Raw genomic sequence first — 26,294 nt, 5'->3', positions numbered from 1 at the left:
TAGAATTCATTTTATTTCCCTACTTATTACGAGATAGATTATTTTCTTCACCAATTCCACGCTCTTTCATAGACACACCAAAAAGTTTATCACTTGTATAATCATAATAAGGTCTTTTGTCTTGTTCAAAATCTGGAATTTCTTTATACTCTTTAGCAATGGCAATAATTTTTTCTTCACCATCTGCATCTATCCAGTCTTCAAATCGTGGATAAATATTTTTTACTTCTAAATAGGTTTTTAAAACTGCATATACAAATTCAGGAAGCCTAAATGCTGAAATATCTGCGATTTTTTTAGCAAATCTTGTTTTACCCTCACCAATAACTGCTCCAACAACAATATTGTATGCAGGATAGGAATAATCTCCCTGTTTTTTTGCTTTACCAAAGAAGCCTAAATTTGCTGTTGCGTGGTTACCACAGGAATTTGGACAACCTGACATTTGAATTCTAAATCCTTGCAAGCTATCTAAATCAATATTTTTTTGCAATAAATACTCTTCAATAGCTAGAACTGCTCCACGAGGACGTGCTATACCAAGCTGACAAGTAGCCGCACCAGTGCAAGCCACCATATCACCAATAATTGTTGGTTTAAGGCTTTGAGGAGAAAGCTCTAATATTAAAGAATATAATTCAAGAGCCTTTTTAGGTGTTAGATGTCTTAAATATAAATTTTGATTAGAAGCAAAACAAATACTTCCACTTGGTGTATCCTCTAAATGTATGGCTAGTTTCTCTGCCAATTCACAAGGAATATCTCCAAGCTTTAAAGGCACTTTTAGGTAAAAATATCCTTTTTGTTTTTGGGGGTTTGCAAATCTATCCCACCAAAGCTTATGAGAATCATTCATTGTAGGTAATTCTAAATCATTTAAAATAGGTAATTCTAATGTGCTAGATTCTACATTAATCTCCCAATCAATGCTATTGCGAAGAATTCTAATTTCTTCTAGTATTAAACGTGTAAGCTCTTCTTCTCCAAGCTTTTCTGCTACAAATCGTAATCTTGCTTGGGATTTTTTCTCTCTATCTCCATAACGATTAAAAATCTGCTTAACAGCCTCTGCTACTAAAAATGCCTCATTATCAGGGATAAAATCAAAAAGCTTATATCCAAGCCTACTTTTTGCACCCATACCACCAGCTACATAAACTATAAAACCTTTTTTAGAATCTTTAATTCTAGCAATAAATCCTACATCAGTAATACTAGCCATTGCTCTATCGGCTCCAGAGCTAGAAAATGCAATTTTGTATTTTTTTGGTAGATTAAAAGAATCCTTCAATTCAAGCATTTTAGTAGTGAGAGCATTTGCATATGGTTGAACATCAAATACATCATCCTGTGCGACACCAGAAAGTGGGTCACTAGCAATATTTCTAACAGTTCCACCACCGCTACCTCGTCCCGTAATACCAATACTATGCATAGATTCTATAATCTCACATAAATCTTCTAATTTTGCATAATGAAGCTGAATTCCTCCACGAGTAGTAATATGTAATTTTAAATTAGCATATTTTTTAGCAAATTTACTTAATCCTAATAGTTGCTTTGGTGAAATTTGCCCACCATTTGTTTTGACACGTATCATATAGGTATTTCTTTCACGTTGCTCATAAATACCATAAGGCACACGTATTGCCTTAAAGGTGGCTTCATCTATTTCTTTATTTATAAATTTTTTATAGCTTTCTTTAAAAGAGATAAAATCATCTTTTAATACAGAATCTGGTATTTTGTAATTACTCATTGTCTTGTCCTTAAGTTTATATTAGTTATTTTTGTAAAAAGTAAATTCTTAAATAAAAATACTTAAAAAATTTTATCACATAAATAACGATTACAACCAACTATTACTTTTTAATTTAATATGCTAAACCTTTTGCTAAGCTAAAAATGATTTTTACTCTAACTCAAACCATACAATTTTAGCAATAAGGCAGCTAAGAACTTTTATTTTTCTAAAGCCTGTTTTAAATCATTAATCAAGTCATCCACATTTTCTAACCCAATACTCAATCTAACTGTATTTGGCGTAATTCCTGCAGATTCTAACTCTTCCTTGTTTAGCTGTGAGTGAGTAGTAGAAGCTGGATGTATTACTAGAGATTTTGTATCTCCGATATTTGCAACTATTGCAAAAATCTCCAATGTATTACATATTTTTTGTGCTTTTTCATAACTTTCTGCCTCAAAACTTAAAAGCCCACTAGATAATGAATTAGTATAATATTTTTGTAATAATAAATTATAAGGATTAGACTTAAGTCCGGGATAATTAACTTCTTTTGCTTTTGTATGAGATTCTAAAAATTCTGCTATTTTTTGTGCATTTTGACTATGTTTTTTAATACGCAACTCTAAAGTCTCAAGCCCTTGCAATATAATCCACGCTGCTTGTGCACTCAAAGTCGCGCCAATATTTCTTAACCATTCTGTAATTAACCTAATAGAAAAGTTTGGCAATGGTAAGGAAGAATAAACAAGCCCATGATAACTTTCATCTGGTGTATTAAATGGATTATAACGAGGATTATCTTTAATAAGCTCATTTAATCCATTTCGCTCAATTATAGCTCCACCAAGAGCACTTCCTTGTCCATTTATATATTTACTTAAACTATATACAACTATATCTACTCCATAATCAAATGGTTTATGTAGAAATGCTGTTGCGACTGTATTATCACAAATAGTAATTATTTTATGTTCTTTTGCAATTTTAGTAATTTTTTCTGTATCAGCAATAGCAATTTGAGGGTTTGATAGGCTTTCAAAAAAAATGGCTTTTGTTTTGGAATCTATGATTTTTGGTAAAGAATTTTCTATATTATCTATATCAAAAACCCTAGCCTCAATGCCAAAACGTTTAAAAGTATGTAATAAAAGTATTTGACTTCCACCATAAATTTTATTAGAAAAAACTACATTGTCTCCACTTTCTGCACAATTTAATAGTGCATAAAAAATTGCTGAACTACCACTAGCAGTAGGCACACCAAAAACTCCTCCTTCAATTGCTGCAAGTCTAGCTCCGAGCACATCAACTGTTGGGTTAGTCAATCTTGAATAAATATTTCCTAATTCTTGAAGACCAAACCTAGCTGCTGCTTGCTGAAGTGTCTCAAAACTATATGCTGTATTTTGATAGATTGGCACACTAAGAGTTCGCTGTGTATCATAAGTATAACCTGCGTGAATTGCAAGTGTATCTTGAGAAAAATTATTATGTGTTAAATTTGACATTTTGTATCCTTGTATAAAAATATTTGAAATGTTAATTTAACATAATTTTAAAAATACATATTATATTTTATTAATTTTGATAAATTTTTTTTGCTTTTATTACATTTATACACAATTACATATTGTAAAGATTATTTTAATGATTATTTAAAAAATAAAATAAATAATAAGTTTTAGCAGTTTTTGCGATAAATTTCTCGTGTATAGAGTTCTTAGAAGTCTTATTGGAAGTTATATACTAAATAGAGAGAGTATTAATCATATAGATGATAAAAAACGATTTGATATAATCAAAGCTCAAAGTAGTTCTAAAGTCTGGAATAACTTTGAAGCAATAATTGCTCAAGAAAAATCTATCTATACTAATAATAATTTAACTAGAGAAGTAGAGATTATTAATATTGCTAAATGGAAAGATGGATATTCTAGATATAGTAATTAGACTTTTAAATAATCAAGGAATGGTATTAGAGAGTGAAAAACAATATAGAGTAATTATTGTTTATAAGTTTCAAGAACAAAAAATTAATTTTGAAAATATTCCAATAAATCCAACAGGTTTTCAGGTAGATAATGAAATTATCAATAAGCGATAATGTAAATAAAATTACGATTTATTTAGTGGTATTAATAAAGGGATTGATATAACAAGCAAATTAGATGAAAAAATATTTAATCCAATGAGAATGAGGGTTATACACCAATACACTATTTTTAAGCAAAGAATTAAAAAAGAATATTAAGGTTGGATATTATAGAGCCTATCAAAATATATTGCAAAGAAGATTTTGAAGATTTAAAGCTTTTTGATGCTTTGATTTATAATACAGATAGACATTTAGGTAATTTTGAAATGATAGTAGATAATAATACTAAGATTTTGCTCCCTGAACCTATTTTTGATAATGAACTATCAATGATAAATATATTAACAGAATATAAATTAAAAGATATATCAAAAGCAATGAATAATAAAATAAGTTTCTTTGATTTTTCACTTAATGAACAATTAAGACTTTTTACAAAAGAGCGTCATATTCCAAACCTAGAAAAACTCTCTAAATTTGATTTTATCAAACATAAAGAATTTAATTTAAAAGATTCTTTTTTAGAACAAATTAATAAATATATACAAAATTAAGCTCTAAAAGCTATAAATTTAGTTAAAAATTTGCATAGAAAAAACAAATCACTAAAACAAGAATAAAAAATATAATACCAATTAAAGAAACACATAAAAACCCTATAAAGAAAATACATAAGAAAGCTTTGTAATATTTAAATTATAAATTTACTTTTAATAAAACTAAAAAACTTACAAAACCCCTCTAAAATCAACTATCTAATCTTAAGTAACAAAAAAAGTTATCTAAAGCAATAAAAATGAGAATTTCAATAATAAAGGCTAATAATTTAATATGTTTAATCTTAATAAATCTATTAAAAATTTAAATTTATTGCCTAAATTCTAGATATTAGTTAATCTTAAAAAATCTAGATTCTATTAGAAACTAATATTATTCTTTCTCTTTAAACAGAATCTATAAACAGATATAATTAAGTAAGGGGTGTAGAAAGTATTTTCTATACCCAAATTATATACCAAAAACTTCTTTTAAATATTGCTTTAATATCATTTTAACATCTACATTAAATGCTTTTTTACAAAATATTAATCATTTGCTTTAATAGACTATTTTTGTTGTATTAGAGCCATTGCATAATATATATTATTACAATTTTTTAAAAAAATTTACTTATAGTCTCTTAAAGGCTTGCATTATTCTAAAATTTAAAAAATGATATTTATAGCTTGTATTCTATCTAATAAGCTTTTTGCTTTAGGTATAGTAGAATCTATTCTATTTAAAGCAGGAGTTAAAGTTGTAATAGAAACTCTGCTTAATATTTCACTTCCATCATTGGAGCTTACTCCCCAAACTTGGTGCATAACAATAGGATTTTCATTTACTTCACCAATATAGAGCATTATATGACCTTTTAGCCAAATAATAGTTCTAAAAGGTTTCGCATATTTTTTTATAAATGCTAATTTTTCTTCATTACTACTTGGTAATGTCATATATTTGCTATAATCTGTAATTTTGCCGTGATTGACTTGTGCCTTAGAATTTCTGGGGAGCCAAATTGCAAAATTACTAAAAATATCCCTAATAAAACTAGAGCAATCTCTATTTTCATATATGCCTCCCCAGCCATAATTCTGACCACTCAAAATATCTGCTACATTTGCAATATTAATTTCATTTAAGGGTAAAGGAAATATTCTAAATTCATCTTTATTATACTTGATTGCTACCCTTAAAGCGTTGCCTTTTAGATTTCTTTTATATACAATAATCTTATCTTTATGTTTTTCAAATATCATTCCTATTCTAGCATTTTGAACAAATAAGCCATCAGAGTATAATGGAATCTTATCTTTAAAAGGGATAACAAAATTCTTTGCACTCATCATAGCTAAAGCATCTTTGTTTGAAATATATGCTATTTCATCACTTTTTACCCAACCTGAAACAAAAGAAGATTGTATTAAAACCCACTCTTTACTTAAATCCTCGTGCAAAACTATAATGGGAGTAAATGCAAATATCAATGAGTTCTGCCACCTATCAAATGGATAATCATCAATAGTAGAATATCTAGGTTTAATTGTTGGCAAGACACGAACATTGGAAGTTTTAACCATAACAGCTTTTTTTTGCATACTAGGGTAAGAATCCAATCTCATATTTTTTATAATATTATCAAAGAATGAGCCCTGAATCTTCTTTTTAGATTCATCAAAACCACTTTTAACATTTAATCCCCAAAATACATCTTCGCTTTTAGGTGGAATAAAATCTTTATTCCAAATGCTAAAATAAGCCCTTAAATATTCATCTTTTAAATTAAGCCCTACATCAAAACTTATATTATTTTCTGAAGCATACATAATAGCACTTTGAGAAAGATTGGCTTGAATATTGGGATTGTTAGAATCTATATTTTTTATTGCACATCCACAAAATATAAGTATCATTAAAAAAGATATAATATGCAAATAATTACTCCTAAATTTTTTAATGCAATTATAAGGAATTAAATATGAAATTTATAATAATTACATTGTGCGTTTTTTTATTTTTCCATATTAGTGCATATTTTAGCTTAATACGATATGTATTTATAAAACTAAAACAAAAAATAATATCTGCAATACTTATAGTTATTCATTTTATGTTAAATGTAATTTTTACATTAGTAATGCTACTTAGAGTGGATATTCCAAGATATATTTACATACCACTTTCATTTACAATTTTAATAGCACTAATATTTTTTAGTGTTGGAATTATTAATATAGTCTTATTATTTATCTTTAAAAATAAATCAAAGATAAAAATTTTAACATCTAGAATTATGTTTGTAGTGGCTTGTATGAGTATTATATTTGCAATATTTAATGCAAATAGAATCCCAAATCTAAAAAAAGATGAAATAAAACTAGCAAACCTAAAAGAAGAAATTACTATATTGGTAATTACAGATCTTCATTTATCAAAATTAATAACTCCATCAAAAGTTAAAAATACAATAAATTTAGCAAACTCTAGCAATGCTGATGTAATTGTATTAATAGGTGATATAATAGATTCTGATGAAAGGATTGTAAAGGAATTTTTACCATATTTAGCAGAACTTAAAGCGAAATATGGAGTATATTTTGTGCTTGGGAATCACGAATTTATTTTTAATGCAAACAAAAGCTTAAAGCTTATAAAAAGCCTAAAGAATATCACAACTTTAGTAAATGAAAATGTAAATATAAATAATAATATTAATCTAATTGGGGTTAGTGATTTAAGTGGAATTAAAAGAGGCTATTTGCAACCAAATATCAACAAAAGCCTACAAGGTATAAAAGAAGGTTTGCCAAATATTTTATTATCACATCAACCAAATATTATAAAAAATACACCTCCAAATATTGATTTAATACTAAGTGGGCATACCCACGGAGGACAAATATTCCCATTTAGTATTGCTGCATATTTTGCAAATCCATTTTTATATGGATTAAAAACAATAAATAATATTCAGCTCTACATCTCGCAAGGAGCACATTTAGCGGTAACATATGGAAGGCTTGGAACCAGAGCAGAAATAAATCTTTTAACTCTAAAAAATAATATATAATTTCAAAAAATTAAGATAAGGAACAAAAGGTGAGAAAAATATGTATATACATTGCATTATTTAGTGGAATCTTACTAGCAAATGAAATTACAATTTCAAAATCTTTTATAAAAATAGGAAGCATAAAGCCTAATTTTATATTTACAACAATCAACATTCAAAGCTCTTCAAAATTAAGAAATATAGGGGAGCTTAACTCAAAAAATAGATGGAGTATAACAAGCACACTAAATAATATAATACAAGAAGCTAAAAAAAGCCATATTTGCAAAGGTGGAAGTTACTCTATAAACCCTATAATTAATTATAAAAATGATACAAGAAATACAATAGGACAAGATGTTGATTTTTCACTAAATTGCAAATTCAATGAAAGTAAAGATTTAAATGCTTACAATAACTTACTTAAAAATATAAATAAAATTATCTCTAACAATAATCTTTTAGCATTACCTCAACCACAATTAACATACAATATAACACAAGAAGAAATTATTGCAAAAAAAGAAGAATTGTTTAGTGAATTTTTAAATGATATTGATGATATAACAAATAGATATTCTAAAAAACTAAATAAGATATGTGAAGTAAAGAAGATAAACAATCAAGATGAGTCTATTCCTCCGATATTAAGGCTTACTTCAAGCAAAAGTGCGATAAATCCAAATATAGAAATGGATTCAACACATACAAAAGCCCCAATAGCTGATGATACATCAATCTCTATAAATGTTAATTTAGAATTAGTTTGTAAATAAATTAAAGCTATATTTCAATATGTAACTTTAGAAAGAAAGCTAAGAATTTTAAGTATATTTTAAAAACTTTTATTTTAAAATCCAAGTTCTAATTTTTAGCTTAAAATTACTATTAAATTTTGGCTCGATAGCTCAGTTGGTAGAGCAGAGGACTGAAAATCCTCGTGTCGGCAGTTCGATTCTGCCTCGAGCCACCATAAATTAAAAAGTTTTTTAAGTTAATACTTTTGTTCGAGTTGTCCAAACAGGCTTATGAACTCTTTAGAAAACTTACTATTTATTGTAAGTTTTTAATTAATGATTTTTGGTTAAAACGAAATTTCCTTTATATCTCCCACTTTAAAAAACTCCTCATAAATAACATTTATGAGGAGAATTCTATTTTCCCTTAAATCCTTATTCTCAACATTTATCATAATATCATCAAAAAATGCTTCTAATATATCCTTAAATCCTAATAATTCCTTAATTATACTACTTGGAGATGTTAAATTCTGTTTTCTAAAACAATCTATTCTATTGTAAAGCTCTATTTCTCTATTTTCTATTAATAATGAAGTATCAATATCTTTTTTTGTAGTATCTGTTAATATATTTGCAACACGTTTAAATAACATTTTATAATCATTTTTATTAGGACTAATTACTATCAACTCTAAAGCTTTAATTTGCTCTAATAATTTTAAAATATCATTTTGTTTTGATTTAATAGCTGCATTGATTATTGATTGATTGACATTTAAAATACCCTCTAAACGTTCATAAAAGAAATTTTTAACTCTATATATCTCTATCTTCTTATAGAATGGTTTTAATGAATCTAAAATCTCTTCTAAATTAAACTCTAATTTAAAGTATTCTATAATCTTTATTATCCCACCAGCTGCTCTACGCAACGCAAATGGGTCTTTAGAACCACTTGGTATTTTATTAAGTGCAAAAAGAATCAATATAGAATCTAGCTTGTTTGCTATGCTAACAATAGCACCCTCAATACTACTTGGAATATTTGTATCTTCTGTTAATGGAAGATATTGCTCTTTTAATGCTTGCTTTAATCTATCATTATCTGTATAATATGAACCCATAATTCCTTGCAATTCACCAAATTCATTTACCATTTCACTAAGCAAATCATTTTTTGATATTTCTATAGAATCTTGAATATTTTTTGCTACGCTTTCATTAATTTTATTATTTAAAATAATAATTTTAGCAATCTCCTTCTCTCTGCCAACCTTATCATACAAACTGCCAGAATCTTGTATAAACTCAATATTTTTTAATCTTAAATCACATTTATCTTTAACAAAACTTTTTAAATCATTATAATAAAAGAATAAAGCATCTTCTAGCCTTGCACTAAGCACTCTAATATTTCCATTTAATATTAAATCACTAGTAGAAATAGTGTTGCAAACTACAATAAATCCATTATTTAATAATCCATCATTTGTATATGTAGCAAAATATTTTTGATTAATCTTCATAGAGGTTATGATAACTTCTTTAGGAAGCTCTAAAAATTTCTTATCAAACTCCCCAAATAAAACATTTGGATTTTCGGTAATTGCAATAATTTCATCAAGAAGCTCTCTATCAAGCTCAACTTTAATATTAAACTTAGATTCTACTTCTTTAATTTGATTTATAATTATCTCATATCTCTCATATTGAGAATAAATCACAAAGTTATCCCTTAAAAATGTAAAATAATCTTTAATATTATTTATTTCTTTATTACTACAAATCCTATGCGGAACAATTTTATTTACTTGATTAAATTGATATTTCTTTTCTAAATCTTTAGTTTTTATAAATTTATCATCCATTAAAATAAAAATATTTCTAATTGGTCTTATAAAACTAGCCTCTATACTACCCCATTGCATAGATTTACCAAAACTTAAACTATCAAGAAATTCTAAAATTATATTTTCAATTAAATCTTTACTATCCCTACCCTCTTGTTTATAAGAGTAAAATAAAAATTCTTTATTATCTTTTGCTTTTATTTGTAACTTGTCTTGTGAAATATTTAATCTCTTTAAGAATCCTTTTGTAGCAGATGTTGGCTCATTATTTTGATATGCAATGCTAAGAGGTGGTCCAAAAAATTCCTTAATTTCATCACTCTGTTTTAAAGGAAAATTTTTAGAATGAAATATAAGCCTCCTTGGTGTATAGAAAAAATCTACATTACAATCAATATTGTAAGCTCGTAAGACTTTTTTAAACTTTTCTAAAACATTGCTAATTTCTTTTTTAATTGCACTAAAAGGGAGTTCTTCAGTAAATATCTCTATTAATAATGGCGATATATTCAAGCTAAGTTTCCTTAAAATAATAAATTTAACATTTTATTTATTAAAAATGAAGTAAAATTTTATCAAAAAACAAGGGTTTATATGAGATTCTTTTTATCATTTTTTATGTTTTTATTTTCATTAAATGCTAATCCAACTAACAAATGTGTTAGCATAAATGAATTTTCAAATAACCAAAAAGAAATTATTGCCTATGCTTACAATTATGGCAAAAAATATAATCTAGGTTATACTCTAGCAGCTATTGCATGGCATGAATCTTGTGCTGGAGAATATAGAATGAATTTTGCAGACCCTAGTGCTGGACTCTATCATGCATTAATTCCTGGAGTTATTAAAAGATATCAAATGCTAAAAGATAATGGATTTAACAGAAATGTTATTGGCGAACTTTTAATAAGAGATGATGAATTTGCATCAAAAGTAGCTATCGATGAGTTATTATATTGGGATAATGTTAGAAATGGTAATTGGAAAGAAATCATTAAATCTTACAATAAAGGTTTTAGCTGGGAAAAGGATTATAAGCTTAATATGCTTGCAGAAAACTATTACAAAAATATTAAAGAAAAAAAAGAAATTTTAGAAAACTATATCCCAAAACATTTAAGTAATTTTAAACTAAAAAAAAGACAACCTATGCTATCTGAATATTCTAATCTTAAAAATATTGATGAAAAACAAAGCACTAAAATACAAATTGCTCAAAAAATTAGACGAATAGAAATAGCAAAATTAAATAGTGATGACAAACTTGCCATCAAAGAAGCAAAAGATGCAAAAAAAGCCATAATCAGCGTTTATAAAACACAAAATGGAAATATGATACATCAAGAAACAATTTCAATTAAACCAATTTATATAGAACAAAGATGACAGAAATAGCTATTAATGGCTTTGGTCGTATTGGCAGAGCGTTATTCCGCATTGCAAATAAGCATAATGATATATCTATAAAATATATTAATGATATAAAAAGCTTTGATAAATTAAGCTATCTATTAAAAAATGATAGCGTTTTTGGCAAATTTGAGGGTGAAGTAAATCTTTATGACAATAAACTAATTGTAGATAATAAAGAAATATTAATTAACCAAACTATAAAAGATGTTGATATTGTTGTTGAGTGCAGTGGAACAAAACTAGATTCTAAAGAGTTGCAATCATATATTAATAATGGAGCTAAGAAAGTAATTTTGGGAGCTCCACCAAAAGATAATATGCCAATTTTTGTATTTGGTGTTAATGAAGAGCAGTATAATAATGAAAAAATTATTTCAAGTGCTTCTTGCTCATCAAATGCTATTGCTCCTTTAATCAAAGCCCTAAGTGATAAATTTAAGATTCTAGGTGGAAATATAACTACAATTCATCCATTTAATAGCGACCAAGTATTATTAGATAACCCGCATGAACAAAATTATCGCCTAAGCAGAAATGCTACACAAAATATCATACCAACTAGCAGTTCCATTGGCAATATGCTTTATAAATTATTTGGGAAAAAAATAGGCATTTTTTATGGGGATTCTATTAGGATTCCAACCTCTATTGTCTCATTTAGTAATATTGATATATTATTTGAAAACGAAATTAAAAAAGAAGATATTTTAGAGCTTAATTTAAATAAAAACATCTTTGGATTTGATAATGATATGTTAGTATCTAGTGATTTTATAGGAGATAGCAGAAGTGCTATAATACCAACAGACCTAATTAAAATTAACGATAATTTATGTCGTATTAGCTTATGGTTTGATAACGAAAGTGGATATGCAAATAGATTAATAGATACGATAAGATTAATTTCAACAAAAAATTAATTACATTTAAAAACATAACTAAATAATTACAATATAAAATATCTTAAAAAATTTAATTTTTAAGAGTTATTTTTAATTTTATTCTTTCTAAACTTCATAAAAAAATAACCTATTTTTTGAAAGATTCCTAGCTCCTTCTTACTATACTTTAAAAGTAAGTTCAAAATATCCTTTCTTTGAAACATTATTGCACAATTTATAGGTGTAAGACCCATACCATTATCTTCATCAGGATTTGCATTATACTTTAAAAGCAACTCTGCCATTTGATAATAACCTTTAAAACACACACCTGCAAGAGGAGTTTGGGCTCTATCATTTTTCTTATCCACTTCTGCTCCTCTTTCTAATAACATTTGTGCTACTTCTAAACTATTATGATAACTAGCAAGCATTAGCAATGTATCACCTTTATGATTTGCTAGATCAACACTCATACCCGCATTTAACATTATCTCTAAAGATTCCTTATCATTATTTCTAGCAAAGTCAAATGCCTGTGCTACAAAATCTTCAAATTCTTTATTATTATCTTTTTCCATCATTTATTCTTTCATAATATATATTTTTTAACAATGCTATTTATAATAAATTAGCTTAATTTTTGCTATTATGCGATATATTTTACTTTGGAGGATTGTATGTCAAAACAAATTGTAATTAGACCCGAAGATTGTAATGATAGCAATGAAGTATATAAAGAAAGAGGTAAAAGCAAGGTATTTAAAAGAAAATTCTATGAAGATGAAATGTATAAATTAGAAATTGAGCTTTTAAAACTGCAAAAATGGGTAATTGATAACAACAAAAGAGTTTTAATTATTATGGAAGGTCGTGATGGAGCTGGTAAAGGTGGAACAATAAAAGCTTTAACAAATAGATTAAATCCTCGCGGTTTTAGAATTGTAGCTCTACCAAAACCAACTGAAATTGAAAAATTTGACTGGTATTTTTTACGATATATAATAAAACTTCCAAAACCTGGTGAAATAGTGCTTTTTGATAGAAGTTGGTATAATCGTGCTGGTGTTGAAAGGGTTATGGGATTCTGCTCACAGAGTGAATATAAAGAATTTATTATGCAAGTTTCAAATCTAGAGCATATGCTTATATCAAGTGGTTTAATTTTATTTAAATACTTTCTTGATGTTTCAAGAGGCGAACAAAAAAGGAGAATTGAGCGAAGAAAAACAGACCCTCTTAGAATGTGGAAATTAAGCCCAATAGATAATAAATCTTTAAATTTATGGGATGAATATACAGAGGCATTTCAAAAAATGTTCTCACGCACACACGCAGCAGATGCACCTTGGATTTTAGTTAATTCTACTGATAAAAAAAGAGCTAGAATAAACCTTGCAAGAGACTTGCTCTCAAAAGTAGATTATGATGGCAAAGACCAAACTAAAGTTTGCTTATTGGCTGACCCTACTATTGTAACTCAATACTCTCAAGCTTCATTTTTCTCTAAAAAAGATGATAACAAAAAACCAAAAGAAAAGAAAAAATAAGTTAGACTTAGAATCTTTTAAAGATTCTAAGTCTAAACAATCTAACTATAAGTGCTAGAAATAATACACTAAAAATAATCAAACAAGTTTCTGGCATACTTAATATTTGATACTTTGGAATTAAATACCAACCATTTGAATAAATATTTATAAAAAATTCTTGTATAGAATCTAATGATATATTTTGCGGGATTATGGGATTATCATATCCACAATCTCCACTTACTTTAAAAAGATTATATTTATCTAATGCTATATTAAAAGGAAATTTAGGCTCTAGCAAGCAGCCTTGTAAACCAAATATATCATCAATTGATTGGCTATGCAGGGCTTTGTAGATTCTTCTTAAATAAAAACTATCTAAAATTCCTTGAATAACTCCATAAAATACAACTACATACGAAATTACTCTAAAAAATACACTTTTTATTAACGCTAAAATAGAGCCAATAATAATTATACAAAAATCAAATCTAATATAAACACATTGCTCACAGGGTTGCATAAATAAATATTTTTGAAAAAATAAATGTGATATTAAGATCAAAGATACACATAAAATAATTATACTAATCCAAAAAATATTTATTTTTAAAAATCTCAAAATTACACTACTCTTTAGCATTTAATTCATTGATTATATTTATTAAACTTTGAATATTTCTAATTTGTTTTAGAATAATTAAATACTTCCCATTAACTACAAATGCTGGAATCCCTTGTATTTTAGCTATATCATAAGCATTCTTCCAAAGAATTAGTAAATCTTTTACATCATTATTATCTTTTAGTCTTTCAAATTCACTTTTATTAATGCCTACTAACTCTAATCCAAAATTTAAAAAAGATTCTTTATTATTCCAATGTTGTTTTTTGATATGATATGCTTCATAATATGCTTTTTTAACCATATCAAAATTAGATTCTCTTAAACGTTTATCTCTAACTATAAGCACTGCAAATAATTCACTAGCTTCATTGCCAAACTCACCTCTTTGACTTAAGTGATATTCTTCAAAGCTCATATTTTTAGGCAAACTATCAACTAAATCTTTGGTAATACTATCAAATTTAAAACAAAATGGACAATCATAACTAAATATTTTAATCAAAGAATGCTCCGCATTTGGCATTGGATTTGAAAGCTTAATATAGTCCTTTCCTTCAATTATTTCACCAAATAACGATGTAACAAAAAATAATAAAAATAAAATCTTCAAAAATAATCCTTAAAGTTAAGGTAATATTAAAGCAGTAGTTTAGCGGATAAATATTAAAGAAATATTAATGGTGGACCTTGCAGGACTCGAACCTGCGACCTATCGGTTATGAGCCGATAGCTCTAACCAGCTGAGCTAAAGGTCCATTTAAAAGATGCAATTATACCCTAAAGTGATATTTAAAAGCAAGTAAATTTTGCACTATGGCAAACAAAATACCAAATGTCAAAAAACTACTTCCACCATAGCTAAAAAATGGCAAAGGAATGCCAACAACAGGGGCTAATTTCATAACCATTAAAATATTGATACTAAAATGTATAAATACTAAAAACCCTATAGATGCACTTACTACCTGCAAGATTCTATCTTTTTTATGCCGGAAACTAATTGAAAATAAATGAAGGATTAATAAACCATATAAGATAATTAATAGCATTCCACCTAAAAATCCGTGTCTCTCTGTAAAATATGCAAAAATAAAATCACTCTCTGGGACAGGAAGAAATTTTAGCTGTGCTTGAGTGGCATTCTCAATATCTTTACCGACAAAACCTCCACTGCCTATTGCAATCATTGATTGTTTTACTTGATATTTTACATCAGAGCTTATAAAAGATTCTATCCTTTGAAGTTGATAATCTTGTAAGCCTATATATAAAATTGGTAGTGATACGATAAATATTACTAAACTTGCAATTATTATTTTTTTATAAATACCAACTAAAAATAACACTCCATAACCTACTATAAAAATAAGAACTGAAGTCCCTAAATCTGGTTGAATCTTAACTAGTATAACAGGTATTAATATAAAAAATAAATGTTTTAAAAAATTCTTTAAATTATAGCCTTCTTTTGGTGGTGGATTATTATTAATATTATAAGCTAACATTAAAATCAATGATAGTTTTACAAACTCACTTGGCTGTAATGACATACCAATAAATGGAATTTCAAGCCACCTCTGTGCCCCGAATTTCTTTACACCAAAAGTCTCAACAGATAATAAAAGCAAAATTGAACCCCAATAAAAAAATGGAACAAACCAAAATAGTTGTCTAATAGGTAAAATAAAAACTATAAAACTAATAACAAGTGTAAAAGCAATATAAAATAACTGTCTAATAGTAAGAGATAAATCAACTTCATAAATTAATTGCAAAGATAATAGCACAATAGGAATAGTGGTAAAAACAATCATATAATCAAAGTGGGTAAATACTTTTCTATCAATATTAAACAACTTGATACCTACCTTTAGCTAGAATTACAGAATTATACAAGATTTTATTTAAAGAATATAAAATGATATTAATTCAAAAAAATGAAGAAAAAATTAGACTTGATATTTTTTTAAGTCAAAAATTGCAAATCTCTAGAAGTCAAATATTAAATCTAGTTAAAAAAAACTTAATAAAAATCAATGGTAGTTTTATAAAAAAAAGTGGAGTTATTATTAAAGCAGGAGATATAATAGAAATACAAAAGATAGAATCTGATGATAATTTTATAAAAAAGAGCAATATTTTTATAGAAAAAATTTATGAAGATAGTGAAATATTAGTAATAAATAAGCCTCCATTTTTAGCTACACACGGAGCCAATAGTCTCAAAGAAGAAAGCTTGGTTGATTGGCTAAAGGCAAATTCAATTCAACTCTCAAATATAAGTGGAGAGAAAAAAGAAGGCATAGTCCATCGCCTAGATAAACAAACAAGTGGAGCTTTGGTGGTAGCTAAAAACAATATTTCTCATAACTTCTTAAGCAAACAATTAATGGAAAAAATTATGGGGAGATTTTATATTGCAATCATTGACTTGCCATTAAAAAATGATATTGAGATTGAATGCTATTTAGCAAGAAATCCAACTAATCGTCTAAAAATTTCTAAAACAAATAAAATAGATTCTGCTAGATATTCTAAGAGCAATTTTTATAAACTAGCCCTATCAAAAGATATGAAAAAAGAATTGATACTAGCAAAGTTATCTACTGGGAGAACTCATCAAATAAGGGCTCATCTTGAAAGTATCAATCGCCATATTATAGGAGATAAACTCTATGGTTATAGTGGAGAATCCTATCGCATTATGCTACACTCCTATCTTTTATACTTAGAGCATCCAAAAAATGGTAAAATGTCATTTAAAGCTAATATTTTTGAGGATATGAGAAATTATTTTATAAATTATTTTGATATGGAGCAAATAAATGAAATTTTGGATAATCTCAGTAATAATCTTATTCATTAGTGGCTGTGGTAGTAGTATTTCCTCTTTAAATGGGATAAATAAAAACCTACCAAAAGTAAAAAATATTAAAGTTATACCTGATGTTGGTTCAATTGCATTTGAATGGGATATTGTTAATAATAGTGAAGTAAGTGGATTTGCAATTTACAGAGAGGGAAAAGATGGTTTTGAAGAGATTGCTCATATCAAAAACCCTCATTCAACGCATTATGTAGATGAAGGGCTAACACCTGAAACTCAATATAGATATTATTTTTATACTCTTGGATACAATCATTATTCAGAGAAAAGCGAAATAATAACTACAAAAACTTCTTTTATAGACCCAATAGAAAGTATTTATGCCTCAAATGACTATCCAAAACAAGTAAAATTATTATTTTCTCCGCACCCAAATCCATCAATTTCTCATTATCTAATACAAAAATATATTGAAGGTGAATTTAAAACGATAGGTATTGTAAATAATAGATTGTTAGTAGAATATTTTGATACTAATTTAAAAGATGGCACAAGCTATAAATATCGAATTATTGCAGTAGATTTTAATTCAAATCCATCACATCCTAGTAAAATCATTACAGCAAAGACAAAAAGTATACCAAAGATTGATATGAATATCACTGCAACAAATAACTTAATAAATAAAATTATAATTTCTTGGAATAAACAAGAGGGGATTAAGAGCTATAACATTTATCGTTCCAAAAGCCAAGATGGCAAATATACTCTAATTGATACAAGCACCAACAATGAATATACAGATATTATAAATGCTAATAATGTAAGATATTTTTATAAGATTAGTGGTGTAGATTACACAGACTTAGAAAGCAAACTAAGCCAAAGTATAAAGGGTAGCACAAAAAATATACCTAAAACACCAATTATTACAAAAGGTTATGTTGATAATAATGAAGTTAAAATTGAATGGGAAGAAAATAATGAAGCTAAGTATTTTATTATATATCGCAAAAATGGAGCATTAGGAAAACAAACTAGGTATAGAATAAAAGAAACTAATTTTACTGATAAGGATATTAAAAATGGTGCAGAATACAGCTACTATATAACAGCTATTGATGAAGCAGGGTTAGAATCTAAGCCTTCAAATGAAATAAAATTATCAATTAAATAGTTATGCCACACTTTTTTGCAAAACATCTAAATGATATTAATTATCCAATAAAAAGTCAAAATTTTAATTTTAAATTTGAAGCAAAATCGCTACTTAATCAAAATAATCATAGTTTGATATTAGCAGAATCTAGTAGTAATAATATTTTACTTTTAAAACAAAATAGGGGTGATAAAATACTGCTTAAATATAATAAGAATGTAAAAATATCTTCAAAAAATTCTATAAAACAAGCCTTAAGAGAATACGCAGAGATAACAAATGCAGATATTTTATCTCATAATCTAAACACTAGAAATATTAAGCTAGATAATAAATATTTACTTAGCGTAGATGCTCTCCTTAATACAATTAATAAAAAATCAAAAACTATAATAGAAATTGGCTTTGGCTCTGGAAGACATATACTCAACTTAGCTAAAACCTCTCCAAATACAACCTTCATAGGAATAGAGATATATCGCCCTTCAATACTTCAAGTTTTAAAACAAATAGAAATATTAAATTTACAAAATCTTTTTATAATAAATGCAGATTGTAGAAATCTTTTTGAAATTATCCCATCAAATAGCATTAACTTAATTTATATACACTTCCCTATCCCTTGGGATAAAAATAAACAAAAAAGGGTTTTTAGTAAGATATTTTTACAAAATTCACTAAGAATCCTAAAAAAAGATTCATATATAGAGCTAAAAACTGATAGTAAGGAATACTTAGCTTATGTAAGAGATATTGCAAAAGGAATAAAAATAAAGGTTTTTAAAAATGCTAAAAGTGATATTATTAGCAAATATGAAGCTAGATGGATAAAACAAAATAAAGATATTTATACAATTAACTTTTATAATACTAAAATTTCTAAAGAAATTATAAATACAAAAATATCCATACCAAATAATTTGGATGTAAAAAAAATCATAGAATCTAAAAATAAAAAAATATGCACAAAGGAATATTTTTTGCATATCAAAGGCATATATGAGTTTTATAGTGGATATATTTTATTTATTATCTTTGGAAGTTATTATGCCCCGAATTCTTTATATTTAGTAATTGAGAATGGAAATATAAAATTTATAGGCGATTTTATACAAACAAAAGCAAATATTTCTGCCTTTAATCTAATAGGAGACTTATACAAGTGAATCAACCAATAATTAACGCATTAAACTTAAATCTAGGCTATAATAAAGACCCCCTAATTATAAAAAATGCCTCATTTAAGATAGAAAAACAGGATTTTACATTTATTACAGGAGTAAGCGGAAGTGGAAAATCAACCCTTCTTCGCTCTATGTATGGAAATTTACCTATTAGAGAAGGACATTTAAATGTATGTGGATTTAATCTCTTTAATTCCTCTAAAACAAATATTGCCAAATTAAGAAGAAAAATTGGCATTGTATTTCAAGATTATAAATTAATTAAAGAATGGAATATTGAGAAAAATATAATGTTTCCTATGATTATAAGCAATTTTCCAAAGCAATCTTGCAAGAGTAGAACAGAAAAGCTTTTAACACATATTAAACTAGTGCATAAAGCTAAAAAATATCCACTAGAATTAAGCGGAGGGGAGCAACAAAGAGTAGCCCTTGCAAGAGCTCTTGCAAGCCAACCAGAAATAATATTTGCTGATGAACCAACGGGGAATCTTGATGATTATAGTTCAGATTTAATATGGAGTTTATTAAAAGGTGCAAATGAACAGCTAAAAATTACCATAGTAGTAGTAACTCACAGAATGCCAGAAAAAACAGATATGAATTTTAAACATTTATATTTAGAAGATGGGGTGGTTTATGAGATGGATTAAGCAATATTTATCATTACTAATTCCTTTAATAGCATTACTTGTTGGCATTGAAAGTATTTTGGTAGTTAATCGTGCTGTTAATAGCCACGAAGAATTAATTGGCAAAAATTACGCCATAGTAATTGTTAGCAATAGCAATATTGATATTAATAATATAAAAGAAAAAATCCCTGAAGTAAGTTCTATTATAGAAATAGATTCTAGTGCAATATTAAATGATATAAATGCACAATTTAAAGATTCTGCTTTTAATAACTTAAAGCCTTCTCTACCATTATTTTATTCATTAAAATTAAATACATTTCCAAATCATCAAAAAATAAAAAAAATTGAACAAAATTTAAAAAACATTGAAAATATTATTAGAGTAGAATCTTTTAGTAAATCTCATAGCCAAACCTATAAGATATTAGTTCTATTAAAAGGTTGCGTGCTGGTATTATCTAGCTTAATATTTATACTAAGTCTTTTATTAATGATAAAGCAAATTGAAGTATGGAGGTTTGAGCATAGTGAGAGAATGGAAATTATGACTTATTTTGGAGCTCCTTCAAAATTTAAAAATGCTCCATTATATAAATTAGCATTAATAGATTCTATTATTGCATCAATATCTGTTATACTTGCTGTAATATTCCTAGCAAATAGTCCTAAAATTACATTGATTACATCAATGTTAGGTATTGAAATATTTAACTTAAATAATTTTATTACAGATTATTTAATATTATTAGCTAGTGCTTATATTATTTCTATGCTATCAGTATTTATGGTAATTCTATTTCAAAAAGAACCATAAATGAGAACTTTAATATTACTTTTTATTTGTGCTTGTCTTTTTGCAGATACAGACCAAAATATTAAAAATAACGAAGAGAAACTTCAAAATATATCAAATAAAGCATCAGCAATTAATGTAAAACTAAAAACATTGGGAAAAAACATTAATGATAAAAATAAAAAGATTAAAGAACTAAACATTCAAATTAAAAATATAGAGACAAATATTAATATTAATCAAAAACTATCTATTGAACAAGAGCAAGTTTTTAATAACTTTACAAATAAGTATGAAGAACTGAATATAAAACTAAAATCACTTCAAAAAGAATTAATTGATGTAGTTTTAAAAGATATGACAATTATTATGATTTTAAATTCTAAAGAACCATTAAATGAAGATTCTATAATTAATGAAGAAATTTTAAAAAATATAAGCAAAAGTGCAAAAGATAGCATTCAAACAATAATAAACGAGCAAGAAATTGTTAAAAAAGACATTCAAAATGTAAAAAATAAAATAGATTCTGCTAAAAAAATTATAAATTCTCAAAAAGAGAAAAAACAAAACCTAGAGATAGTTAAAAATGAGCAAGAAAAACTAGCAGATAAATTAAATAAAGAATTAGAAGCTTATAATAATGAATTAAAAAAACTAGATAAAGAAAGAATTAGTATTCAAAATATTTTAATAGATTTAAATATACTAAAAAAACAAGAGTTGCAAAAACAAGAAAAAGACGCTTTATTTAGCAAGCGAGATTCTGCTAATCTAGCTCCACTTGATGTTCGCAAGATTGGTAGTTCTTATAGAGATGTAAGTACAACTACATATAAGGGTGTAAAAACTATTGCTCCACTAAAAGAATACAGTGTTGAAACAAAATATGGACCATATTTTGACCCTGTATATAAAATGCGTATATTCAATGAATTTATTACCTTTAGCGTTAAAAAGAAAAGTGCTGTTATGTCTGTTTTAGATGGGAAAATTGTTTTTGCAAAAGATACTCCAATGTTAAAAAAAGTAGTAGTTGTAGAGCATAAAAATGGTCTTCATACTATATATTCATATCTTGATGAAATAGGAAATATTAAAATTGGCTCAACCATCAAAAAAGGTTCAATAATTGCATATATTAATGAAAAGCTTAACTTTGAAGTTACGCAAAAAGATAAGCATATCAATCCGTTGCAATTAATAAAAGTTAAATAAAAAAGTTTTATATTTTTACCGATATTTTATAAAAATAAAAATGATAAGGTATTTACAATGAATTCTATAAACAACAACATTAATAATGCTACTCAAGCATATAGCATGGTTCAAGAGAATAATTACGATAATATTTCTAAATCTAATGTATGGACTACAAAGTTTAAAATTGAAGATATAAAATTAGAGAACTTAAGTCCAGCTCAAAAAGAAGACTTAGAACAACAATTACTAAAATTAGCTAAAGAATTAAATAAAGAAATGCAAGAAATAAATACAAATATTATGTTTGATTATGAAGATTCTATTTCATCTTTAGTGCTTACAATCAAACAAAAAGATAGTGGTGAAATAATAAGACAAATCCCAACAGATGAAGCAATGGAGTTAATGAAAAAAATGCGAGATATTATAAGCGTAATACTTGATACAAGGGGTTAATACATTATGAATCCTCTAAGCTCACTTGGCATTGGCAGTAGTGTTTTAAACTATGATGTGATTGATAAGCTAAGGAAAGCCGACGAAAATGCCCAAATAGCACCCATAGATAAAAAAATACAAGATAACATGGAAAAGCAAACTGAGCTTGTTGGTCTAAAAACTATGCTTAGCTCATTAAATGCTAATGCAAAAAAGATAGCAGATTATTCATCATACTTACAAAGAAATGCAAACTCTAGTGATGAAAGTAAGCTAAAAGTTAGTGTTGAGGCTGGTGTGCCTGTGCAAGATATTAATATTAAAATTAATGAAATTGCAAAAAATTCTGTAAATGAAATAGGGGCGAAATTTGCTTCAAGAGATGCTATTTTCTCAAAATACAATACAACATTGCAATTATTTATTAATAATAAAGAATTTAGTATTAATATTTCTAGTAATGATACATTAAATGATGTAGCACAAAAAATAATAGATAATACAGATGGATTAGTAAATGCATCAATTATGAAAACAGGAACAGGACAAAATGCCTATTCATTAATGATAAATTCTAAAGAAACAGGAGAAGCAAATAATATATATTTTGGAAATATACTAGAATCTCAAGATATACCTAGTGGTGAATTAATACTAAATGAAAATGACTTTAATTTATCACTAATTGATAGCAATGGAATAAAAAGAAGAATAAATATTCCATTGCAACAAAACGCTAAAGATTCTACCTCTAATGCTAATTTTTTGAAAGATACAATTATTGAGACATTAAGTAAGGATTTAGATTTTGCAAATCTAGTCAAAGAAGGAAAAATTAACATTTCATTAAGTGGTGATGGTAAAAGATTAATCATTAATGATAAAAGAGGTTTTGAAATAAGTATTGATGGAGAAAAGTCATCATCGCTTTTTAATAAAAGTTTTAGTGGAGAGAAAGATACTCTAACAGGATTTGGTAATGTATCTGCTGGTCTAATTTCTGGAAATATCAGCATAGGGCATCAAGATGTTAATTTAGGAGAAATTACAAGTCCTAATAATTCAAGAGAGATGAATGAAAAAGCTATAATAGAGGCAATAAGTAAAATTGATGGATATAGTGCAAGAATAAATGATAATGGATTTTTAGTAATTAATTCAAATAAAGGTGAGGTTTCAATAAAAGCAAGTGAAGAGAATAAAGAAGCATTATCAAAACTAGGAATTGAGGCTGGAGATTATAAAGATTGGGGAATCTTAGAATCTCAAATTGATATTAAAAACATTCAACAAGCCTCTAATGCAAGCTTATATTATAATGGTATTAATATTTCTCGTCCTAGTAATGTAATTGATGATATTGTAACTGGTGTTACAATAGAACTTTTAGGAGAAAGTAAAGATGATATTAATGTAAATATTGGAAGAAATAATACAGCAATCATTGATGAAATTAAATCATTTGTAGAAAACTATAACACATTAATACAAAAACTAAATGAACTTACAAGATATGATGAGGATACAAAGATAGCAGGAATCTTTAATGGAAATAGTGACATTCGGACAATTAAAAGCTCTCTCCATAGAGCTTTAGCAATAAGTAGATTTGAAAATGGAGTAAATGAGAGCATTGCAAACTATGGCTTAAGTTTCAATGACAATGGAATATTAATGCTAGATGAGAGTAAATTACAAAGTGAAATCTCTGCAAATCCAGATAAAGTTATGGATTTTTTTAGAACTAGCAAAACTACTATAAACGGAAAAGAAATGCAAAGAGATGGGATATTCACATTAGTAGAAAAAGAGTTAGATAAACTTATTGGCAATGGAGATTCTAGGCTAAAATTATTTGAAGATAATCTAAATAATGATGACAAAAGATTGAAAGAAGATAAAAAAAGAAACTTAGAATTATTAAATAGCCGATATGAAATAATGGCAAATCGTTTTGCAGCATATGATAGCCAAATAGCAAAGGTAAATAATTCATTTAATAGTTTAAATATGATGATAGAACAATCAATAGCAGATAAGAAAAAATGATATTTGGAGGAAAAATGACTAATCAAAATGCCTATAATCTTTATCAACAAACACATACAAGCGTGGAATCTCCAGCAAAATTAATAGAAATGCTTTATGAGGGGATATTACGTTTTTCATCTCTTGCAAGAAGAGGAATTGAACTAAATGATATTGAGAAAAAAATATATTATATAAATAGAACAACTGATATTTTTACAGAACTTTTAAATGTGTTAGATTATGATAATGGTGGTGAGGTAGCACATTATTTAACAGGTTTATACATGCAGCAAATAAAGTTTTTAACTCAAGCAAATATAGAAAATAATGTTGAAAAAATAGATATTGTGATTAAAGTTACAAAGGGCTTACTAGAGGCTTGGAGAGAAATTCATCAAAATATTTAAAAAAGGTTTTAATTGACTTGGCTTAATTCTCTTAAAATAGCAATTGTTAATAATAATAGACAAAAAGCACTAGATTTAATAGAAAATTTACCTAATTTTGATAATATTGATGATTTGATTTGTGCTAGGGAAATAGTTTATAAACTATTAAATGATTTGGTGCAAGAAAAAAAGACTACATCAGAGCATATATATAAATTAAAACAAATGAAGAGCTTTTTGGAGGATTAATAATTTGAACTTCCTACCTATTGACATTAATTCAAAAGATATTATCAAAACTTTCTTTAATGCTCAAAGAATTGAAGCAAGTGATATGCTATTTGGAAATTTATATATTTGGCATTTTAGTAGAGAAATAAAATATTGTGTAATTAATAATAATCTTGTGATTATGACAAAGTTTAAAAATGAACAGTATCCATTTGTATTCTATCCACTTGGATATGGTGATAGAAAAAAAACAATTACCTTATTAAAAGAGTATTTCTTAAGTAATAGTATGCCATTTTCTATGAGGTCTCTTGAAGAGTTTCAAAAAAATGAATTAATAAGTTTTTTTGGGGATAGCTTTATAATTAATGCAAATAGAGATAGATTTGATTATATCTACAAAGTAAATGATTTAATAAACTTAAGTGGAAGAAAACTGCATAACAAAAAAAATCATTTAAATCGTTTTTTTAATCTATATCCAGATTTTTCTTATGAAGCCATAGATTCCACTAATGCAAAAGAAGTAATAGAAACCTATACAAAATGGTTTAATGACAATCAAAATATCAATGATGGATTGAGAAATGAATACATTGGTATTGAAGCTAGCTTGAAAAATCTATCTCTCCTTGACATGAAGGGAGCATTAATAAGAATAGATAATAAAATTGCTGCCTTTAGTTTGGGAGAGAAGATAAATGATAATAGCGTTGTAATTCATATAGAAAAAGGAAATATTTTTTATAGTGGAATCTATCAAGCAATAAATCAACAATTTTTAGCAAATACTTGGAATAATATGGAATTTGTAAATAGAGAAGAAGATTTAGGGCTTGATGGTCTAAGAAAAGCTAAAATGACTTATCAACCGTTTAAATTTATAGAAAAATATAATGCAATTTTAAGGAGTTAAT

Annotated in this window: 27 protein-coding genes and 2 tRNA genes; 20 read left to right on the top strand and 9 right to left on the bottom strand. The window is 26.5% G+C overall.

Translation table 11 applies throughout. The features are described 5' to 3' along the window. Nucleotides 1-19: 19 nt before the first annotated feature. Complete coding sequence (locus CQA44_RS03310; RefSeq protein WP_115545861.1) at nucleotides 20-1,759, bottom strand: nitrite/sulfite reductase; 1,740 nt, start codon at nucleotides 1,757-1,759, stop codon at nucleotides 20-22. Nucleotides 1,760-1,962: 203 nt separating this feature from the next. Then, nucleotides 1,963-3,255 (bottom strand): O-acetylhomoserine aminocarboxypropyltransferase/cysteine synthase family protein, encoded by a 1,293-nt coding sequence (locus CQA44_RS03305; protein ID WP_115545860.1) that lies wholly within the window; start codon nucleotides 3,253-3,255, stop codon nucleotides 1,963-1,965. A 199-nt stretch (nucleotides 3,256-3,454) separates the two neighbouring features. Here CQA44_RS03305 and CQA44_RS03300 point away from each other — a divergent pair, with 199 nt between their 5' ends. From CQA44_RS03300 to CQA44_RS03290, 3 genes are all read left to right on the top strand, one after another. Beyond that, the gene (locus CQA44_RS03300; RefSeq protein ID WP_181881760.1) at nucleotides 3,455-3,697 is read left to right on the top strand and encodes a VirB8/TrbF family protein; all 243 of its coding nucleotides are present in this window, start codon (nucleotides 3,455-3,457) and stop codon (nucleotides 3,695-3,697) included. After that, entirely contained in the window at nucleotides 3,672-3,851 is a 180-nt protein-coding gene (locus CQA44_RS03295; protein ID WP_115545858.1) for a hypothetical protein, read from the top strand. Before CQA44_RS03300 ends, CQA44_RS03295 begins: the two co-directional genes overlap by 26 nt. 149 nt (nucleotides 3,852-4,000) lie before the next feature. Continuing rightward, nucleotides 4,001-4,396: a hypothetical protein gene (locus tag CQA44_RS03290; protein ID WP_115545857.1), complete on the top strand. Its 396-nt coding sequence runs from the start codon at nucleotides 4,001-4,003 to the stop codon at nucleotides 4,394-4,396. A gap of 651 nt (nucleotides 4,397-5,047) precedes the next feature. Here CQA44_RS03290 and CQA44_RS03285 read toward each other — a convergent pair. Beyond that, nucleotides 5,048-6,319 (bottom strand): SH3 domain-containing C40 family peptidase, encoded by a 1,272-nt coding sequence (locus CQA44_RS03285; RefSeq protein ID WP_115545856.1) that lies wholly within the window; start codon nucleotides 6,317-6,319, stop codon nucleotides 5,048-5,050. A 44-nt stretch (nucleotides 6,320-6,363) separates the two neighbouring features. Here CQA44_RS03285 and CQA44_RS03280 point away from each other — a divergent pair, with 44 nt between their 5' ends. The 3 genes from CQA44_RS03280 (at nucleotide 6,364) to CQA44_RS03270 (ending at nucleotide 8,410) form a co-directional block, all read left to right on the top strand. Next, the gene (locus tag CQA44_RS03280) at nucleotides 6,364-7,455 is read left to right on the top strand and encodes a metallophosphoesterase (protein WP_115545855.1); all 1,092 of its coding nucleotides are present in this window, start codon (nucleotides 6,364-6,366) and stop codon (nucleotides 7,453-7,455) included. A 29-nt stretch (nucleotides 7,456-7,484) separates the two neighbouring features. Continuing rightward, nucleotides 7,485-8,213: a hypothetical protein gene (locus CQA44_RS03275; protein WP_115545854.1), complete on the top strand. Its 729-nt coding sequence runs from the start codon at nucleotides 7,485-7,487 to the stop codon at nucleotides 8,211-8,213. A gap of 121 nt (nucleotides 8,214-8,334) precedes the next feature. Then, a tRNA-Phe gene (locus CQA44_RS03270) sits at nucleotides 8,335-8,410 on the top strand. 111 nt (nucleotides 8,411-8,521) lie between these two features. Here CQA44_RS03270 and glyS read toward each other — a convergent pair. Further along, a complete protein-coding gene (gene glyS, locus CQA44_RS03265; protein WP_181881759.1) occupies nucleotides 8,522-10,540 on the bottom strand; it encodes a glycine--tRNA ligase subunit beta in 2,019 nt (672 codons plus the stop codon). Between the two features lie 81 nt (nucleotides 10,541-10,621). Between glyS and CQA44_RS03260 the strand changes: the two genes are divergently transcribed. Further along, the gene (locus CQA44_RS03260) at nucleotides 10,622-11,416 is read left to right on the top strand and encodes a hypothetical protein (protein WP_115545852.1); all 795 of its coding nucleotides are present in this window, start codon (nucleotides 10,622-10,624) and stop codon (nucleotides 11,414-11,416) included. After that, nucleotides 11,413-12,363 (top strand): type I glyceraldehyde-3-phosphate dehydrogenase, encoded by a 951-nt coding sequence (locus tag CQA44_RS03255; protein ID WP_115545851.1) that lies wholly within the window; start codon nucleotides 11,413-11,415, stop codon nucleotides 12,361-12,363. The genes CQA44_RS03260 and CQA44_RS03255 overlap by 4 nt, the downstream gene beginning before the upstream one ends. 59 nt (nucleotides 12,364-12,422) lie before the next feature. Here the strand turns inward: CQA44_RS03255 and CQA44_RS03250 are convergent, their stop codons facing one another. Then, a complete protein-coding gene (locus tag CQA44_RS03250; RefSeq protein ID WP_408941376.1) occupies nucleotides 12,423-12,908 on the bottom strand; it encodes an ankyrin repeat domain-containing protein in 486 nt (161 codons plus the stop codon). A gap of 96 nt (nucleotides 12,909-13,004) precedes the next feature. On the opposite strand from CQA44_RS03250, the gene ppk2 reads away from it, so the two are divergent. Then, a complete protein-coding gene (gene ppk2 / locus CQA44_RS03245) occupies nucleotides 13,005-13,874 on the top strand; it encodes a polyphosphate kinase 2 (RefSeq protein WP_115545849.1) in 870 nt (289 codons plus the stop codon). Between the two features lie 7 nt (nucleotides 13,875-13,881). On the opposite strand, the gene CQA44_RS03240 is transcribed toward ppk2, so the two are convergent. From CQA44_RS03240 to CQA44_RS03225, 4 genes are all read right to left on the bottom strand, one after another. Further along, nucleotides 13,882-14,478 carry a disulfide bond formation protein B gene (locus CQA44_RS03240; RefSeq protein ID WP_181881758.1) on the bottom strand — a complete coding sequence of 199 codons (597 nt, stop codon included), beginning with the start codon at nucleotides 14,476-14,478 and terminating at the stop codon, nucleotides 13,882-13,884. 7 nt (nucleotides 14,479-14,485) lie between these two features. Then, nucleotides 14,486-15,094: a thiol:disulfide interchange protein DsbA/DsbL gene (locus tag CQA44_RS03235; RefSeq protein WP_115545847.1), complete on the bottom strand. Its 609-nt coding sequence runs from the start codon at nucleotides 15,092-15,094 to the stop codon at nucleotides 14,486-14,488. Nucleotides 15,095-15,162: 68 nt separating this feature from the next. Next, nucleotides 15,163-15,239, bottom strand: a tRNA-Ile gene (locus CQA44_RS03230). A gap of 15 nt (nucleotides 15,240-15,254) precedes the next feature. Next, nucleotides 15,255-16,340: an FtsW/RodA/SpoVE family cell cycle protein gene (locus CQA44_RS03225; protein WP_115545846.1), complete on the bottom strand. Its 1,086-nt coding sequence runs from the start codon at nucleotides 16,338-16,340 to the stop codon at nucleotides 15,255-15,257. 62 nt (nucleotides 16,341-16,402) lie between these two features. On the opposite strand from CQA44_RS03225, the gene CQA44_RS03220 reads away from it, so the two are divergent. From CQA44_RS03220 to CQA44_RS03170, 11 genes are read left to right on the top strand one after another with little or no spacing between them, the layout of a single operon-like run. Then, nucleotides 16,403-17,350: an RluA family pseudouridine synthase gene (locus CQA44_RS03220; protein WP_115545845.1), complete on the top strand. Its 948-nt coding sequence runs from the start codon at nucleotides 16,403-16,405 to the stop codon at nucleotides 17,348-17,350. Then, nucleotides 17,310-18,488 carry a fibronectin type III domain-containing protein gene (locus CQA44_RS03215; RefSeq protein WP_115545844.1) on the top strand — a complete coding sequence of 393 codons (1,179 nt, stop codon included), beginning with the start codon at nucleotides 17,310-17,312 and terminating at the stop codon, nucleotides 18,486-18,488. The genes CQA44_RS03220 and CQA44_RS03215 overlap by 41 nt, the downstream gene beginning before the upstream one ends. Before the next feature lie 2 nt (nucleotides 18,489-18,490). Next, entirely contained in the window at nucleotides 18,491-19,636 is a 1,146-nt protein-coding gene (gene trmB / locus CQA44_RS03210) for a tRNA (guanosine(46)-N7)-methyltransferase TrmB (protein ID WP_115545843.1), read from the top strand. Continuing rightward, nucleotides 19,633-20,307, top strand: coding sequence for a cell division ATP-binding protein FtsE (locus CQA44_RS03205; protein WP_181881757.1), 675 nt, complete (start codon nucleotides 19,633-19,635; stop codon nucleotides 20,305-20,307). The genes trmB and CQA44_RS03205 overlap by 4 nt, the downstream gene beginning before the upstream one ends. Next, entirely contained in the window at nucleotides 20,294-21,106 is an 813-nt protein-coding gene (locus tag CQA44_RS03200) for a cell division protein FtsX (RefSeq protein WP_115545842.1), read from the top strand. Before CQA44_RS03205 ends, CQA44_RS03200 begins: the two co-directional genes overlap by 14 nt. After that, complete coding sequence (locus CQA44_RS03195) at nucleotides 21,107-22,303, top strand: murein hydrolase activator EnvC (RefSeq protein WP_115545841.1); 1,197 nt, start codon at nucleotides 21,107-21,109, stop codon at nucleotides 22,301-22,303. A gap of 57 nt (nucleotides 22,304-22,360) precedes the next feature. Beyond that, nucleotides 22,361-22,744, top strand: a complete 384-nt coding sequence (locus CQA44_RS03190; RefSeq protein WP_115545840.1) for a flagellar protein FlaG — start codon at nucleotides 22,361-22,363, stop codon at nucleotides 22,742-22,744. Nucleotides 22,745-22,750: 6 nt separating this feature from the next. Continuing rightward, nucleotides 22,751-24,775, top strand: a complete 2,025-nt coding sequence (gene fliD, locus CQA44_RS03185) for a flagellar filament capping protein FliD (protein WP_115545839.1) — start codon at nucleotides 22,751-22,753, stop codon at nucleotides 24,773-24,775. A 14-nt stretch (nucleotides 24,776-24,789) separates the two neighbouring features. Beyond that, a complete protein-coding gene (gene fliS / locus CQA44_RS03180) occupies nucleotides 24,790-25,164 on the top strand; it encodes a flagellar export chaperone FliS (RefSeq protein WP_115545838.1) in 375 nt (124 codons plus the stop codon). 12 nt (nucleotides 25,165-25,176) lie between these two features. After that, the gene (locus tag CQA44_RS03175; protein WP_115545837.1) at nucleotides 25,177-25,395 is read left to right on the top strand and encodes a hypothetical protein; all 219 of its coding nucleotides are present in this window, start codon (nucleotides 25,177-25,179) and stop codon (nucleotides 25,393-25,395) included. A gap of 4 nt (nucleotides 25,396-25,399) precedes the next feature. Further along, nucleotides 25,400-26,293, top strand: a complete 894-nt coding sequence (locus CQA44_RS03170; RefSeq protein WP_115545836.1) for a DUF2156 domain-containing protein — start codon at nucleotides 25,400-25,402, stop codon at nucleotides 26,291-26,293. Nucleotide 26,294: the final 1 nt, after the last annotated feature.

This window comes from Helicobacter sp. MIT 14-3879, from assembly GCF_003364125.1.
This window is presented reverse-complemented; position numbering and strand designations above follow the sequence as displayed.

Bases quoted from the DNA above. Each gene is read 5' to 3' on its own strand.
- CQA44_RS03310 (WP_115545861.1), bottom strand. From the start codon at position 1,759: ATGAGTAATTACAAAATACCAGATTCTGTATTAAAAGATGATTTTATC.
- CQA44_RS03305 (WP_115545860.1), bottom strand. From the start codon at position 3,255: ATGTCAAATTTAACACATAATAATTTTTCTCAAGATACACTTGCAATT.
- CQA44_RS03295 (WP_115545858.1), top strand. From the start codon at position 3,672: ATGGATATTCTAGATATAGTAATTAGACTTTTAAATAATCAAGGAATG.
- CQA44_RS03280 (WP_115545855.1), top strand. From the start codon at position 6,364: ATGAAATTTATAATAATTACATTGTGCGTTTTTTTATTTTTCCATATT.
- CQA44_RS03260 (WP_115545852.1), top strand. From the start codon at position 10,622: ATGAGATTCTTTTTATCATTTTTTATGTTTTTATTTTCATTAAATGCT.
- CQA44_RS03255 (WP_115545851.1), top strand. From the start codon at position 11,413: ATGACAGAAATAGCTATTAATGGCTTTGGTCGTATTGGCAGAGCGTTA.
- CQA44_RS03250 (WP_408941376.1), bottom strand. From the start codon at position 12,908: ATGATGGAAAAAGATAATAATAAAGAATTTGAAGATTTTGTAGCACAG.
- ppk2 (WP_115545849.1), top strand. From the start codon at position 13,005: ATGTCAAAACAAATTGTAATTAGACCCGAAGATTGTAATGATAGCAAT.
- CQA44_RS03220 (WP_115545845.1), top strand. From the start codon at position 16,403: ATGATATTAATTCAAAAAAATGAAGAAAAAATTAGACTTGATATTTTT.
- CQA44_RS03215 (WP_115545844.1), top strand. From the start codon at position 17,310: ATGAAATTTTGGATAATCTCAGTAATAATCTTATTCATTAGTGGCTGT.
- trmB (WP_115545843.1), top strand. From the start codon at position 18,491: ATGCCACACTTTTTTGCAAAACATCTAAATGATATTAATTATCCAATA.
- CQA44_RS03200 (WP_115545842.1), top strand. From the start codon at position 20,294: ATGAGATGGATTAAGCAATATTTATCATTACTAATTCCTTTAATAGCA.
- CQA44_RS03195 (WP_115545841.1), top strand. From the start codon at position 21,107: ATGAGAACTTTAATATTACTTTTTATTTGTGCTTGTCTTTTTGCAGAT.
- CQA44_RS03190 (WP_115545840.1), top strand. From the start codon at position 22,361: ATGAATTCTATAAACAACAACATTAATAATGCTACTCAAGCATATAGC.
- fliD (WP_115545839.1), top strand. From the start codon at position 22,751: ATGAATCCTCTAAGCTCACTTGGCATTGGCAGTAGTGTTTTAAACTAT.
- fliS (WP_115545838.1), top strand. From the start codon at position 24,790: ATGACTAATCAAAATGCCTATAATCTTTATCAACAAACACATACAAGC.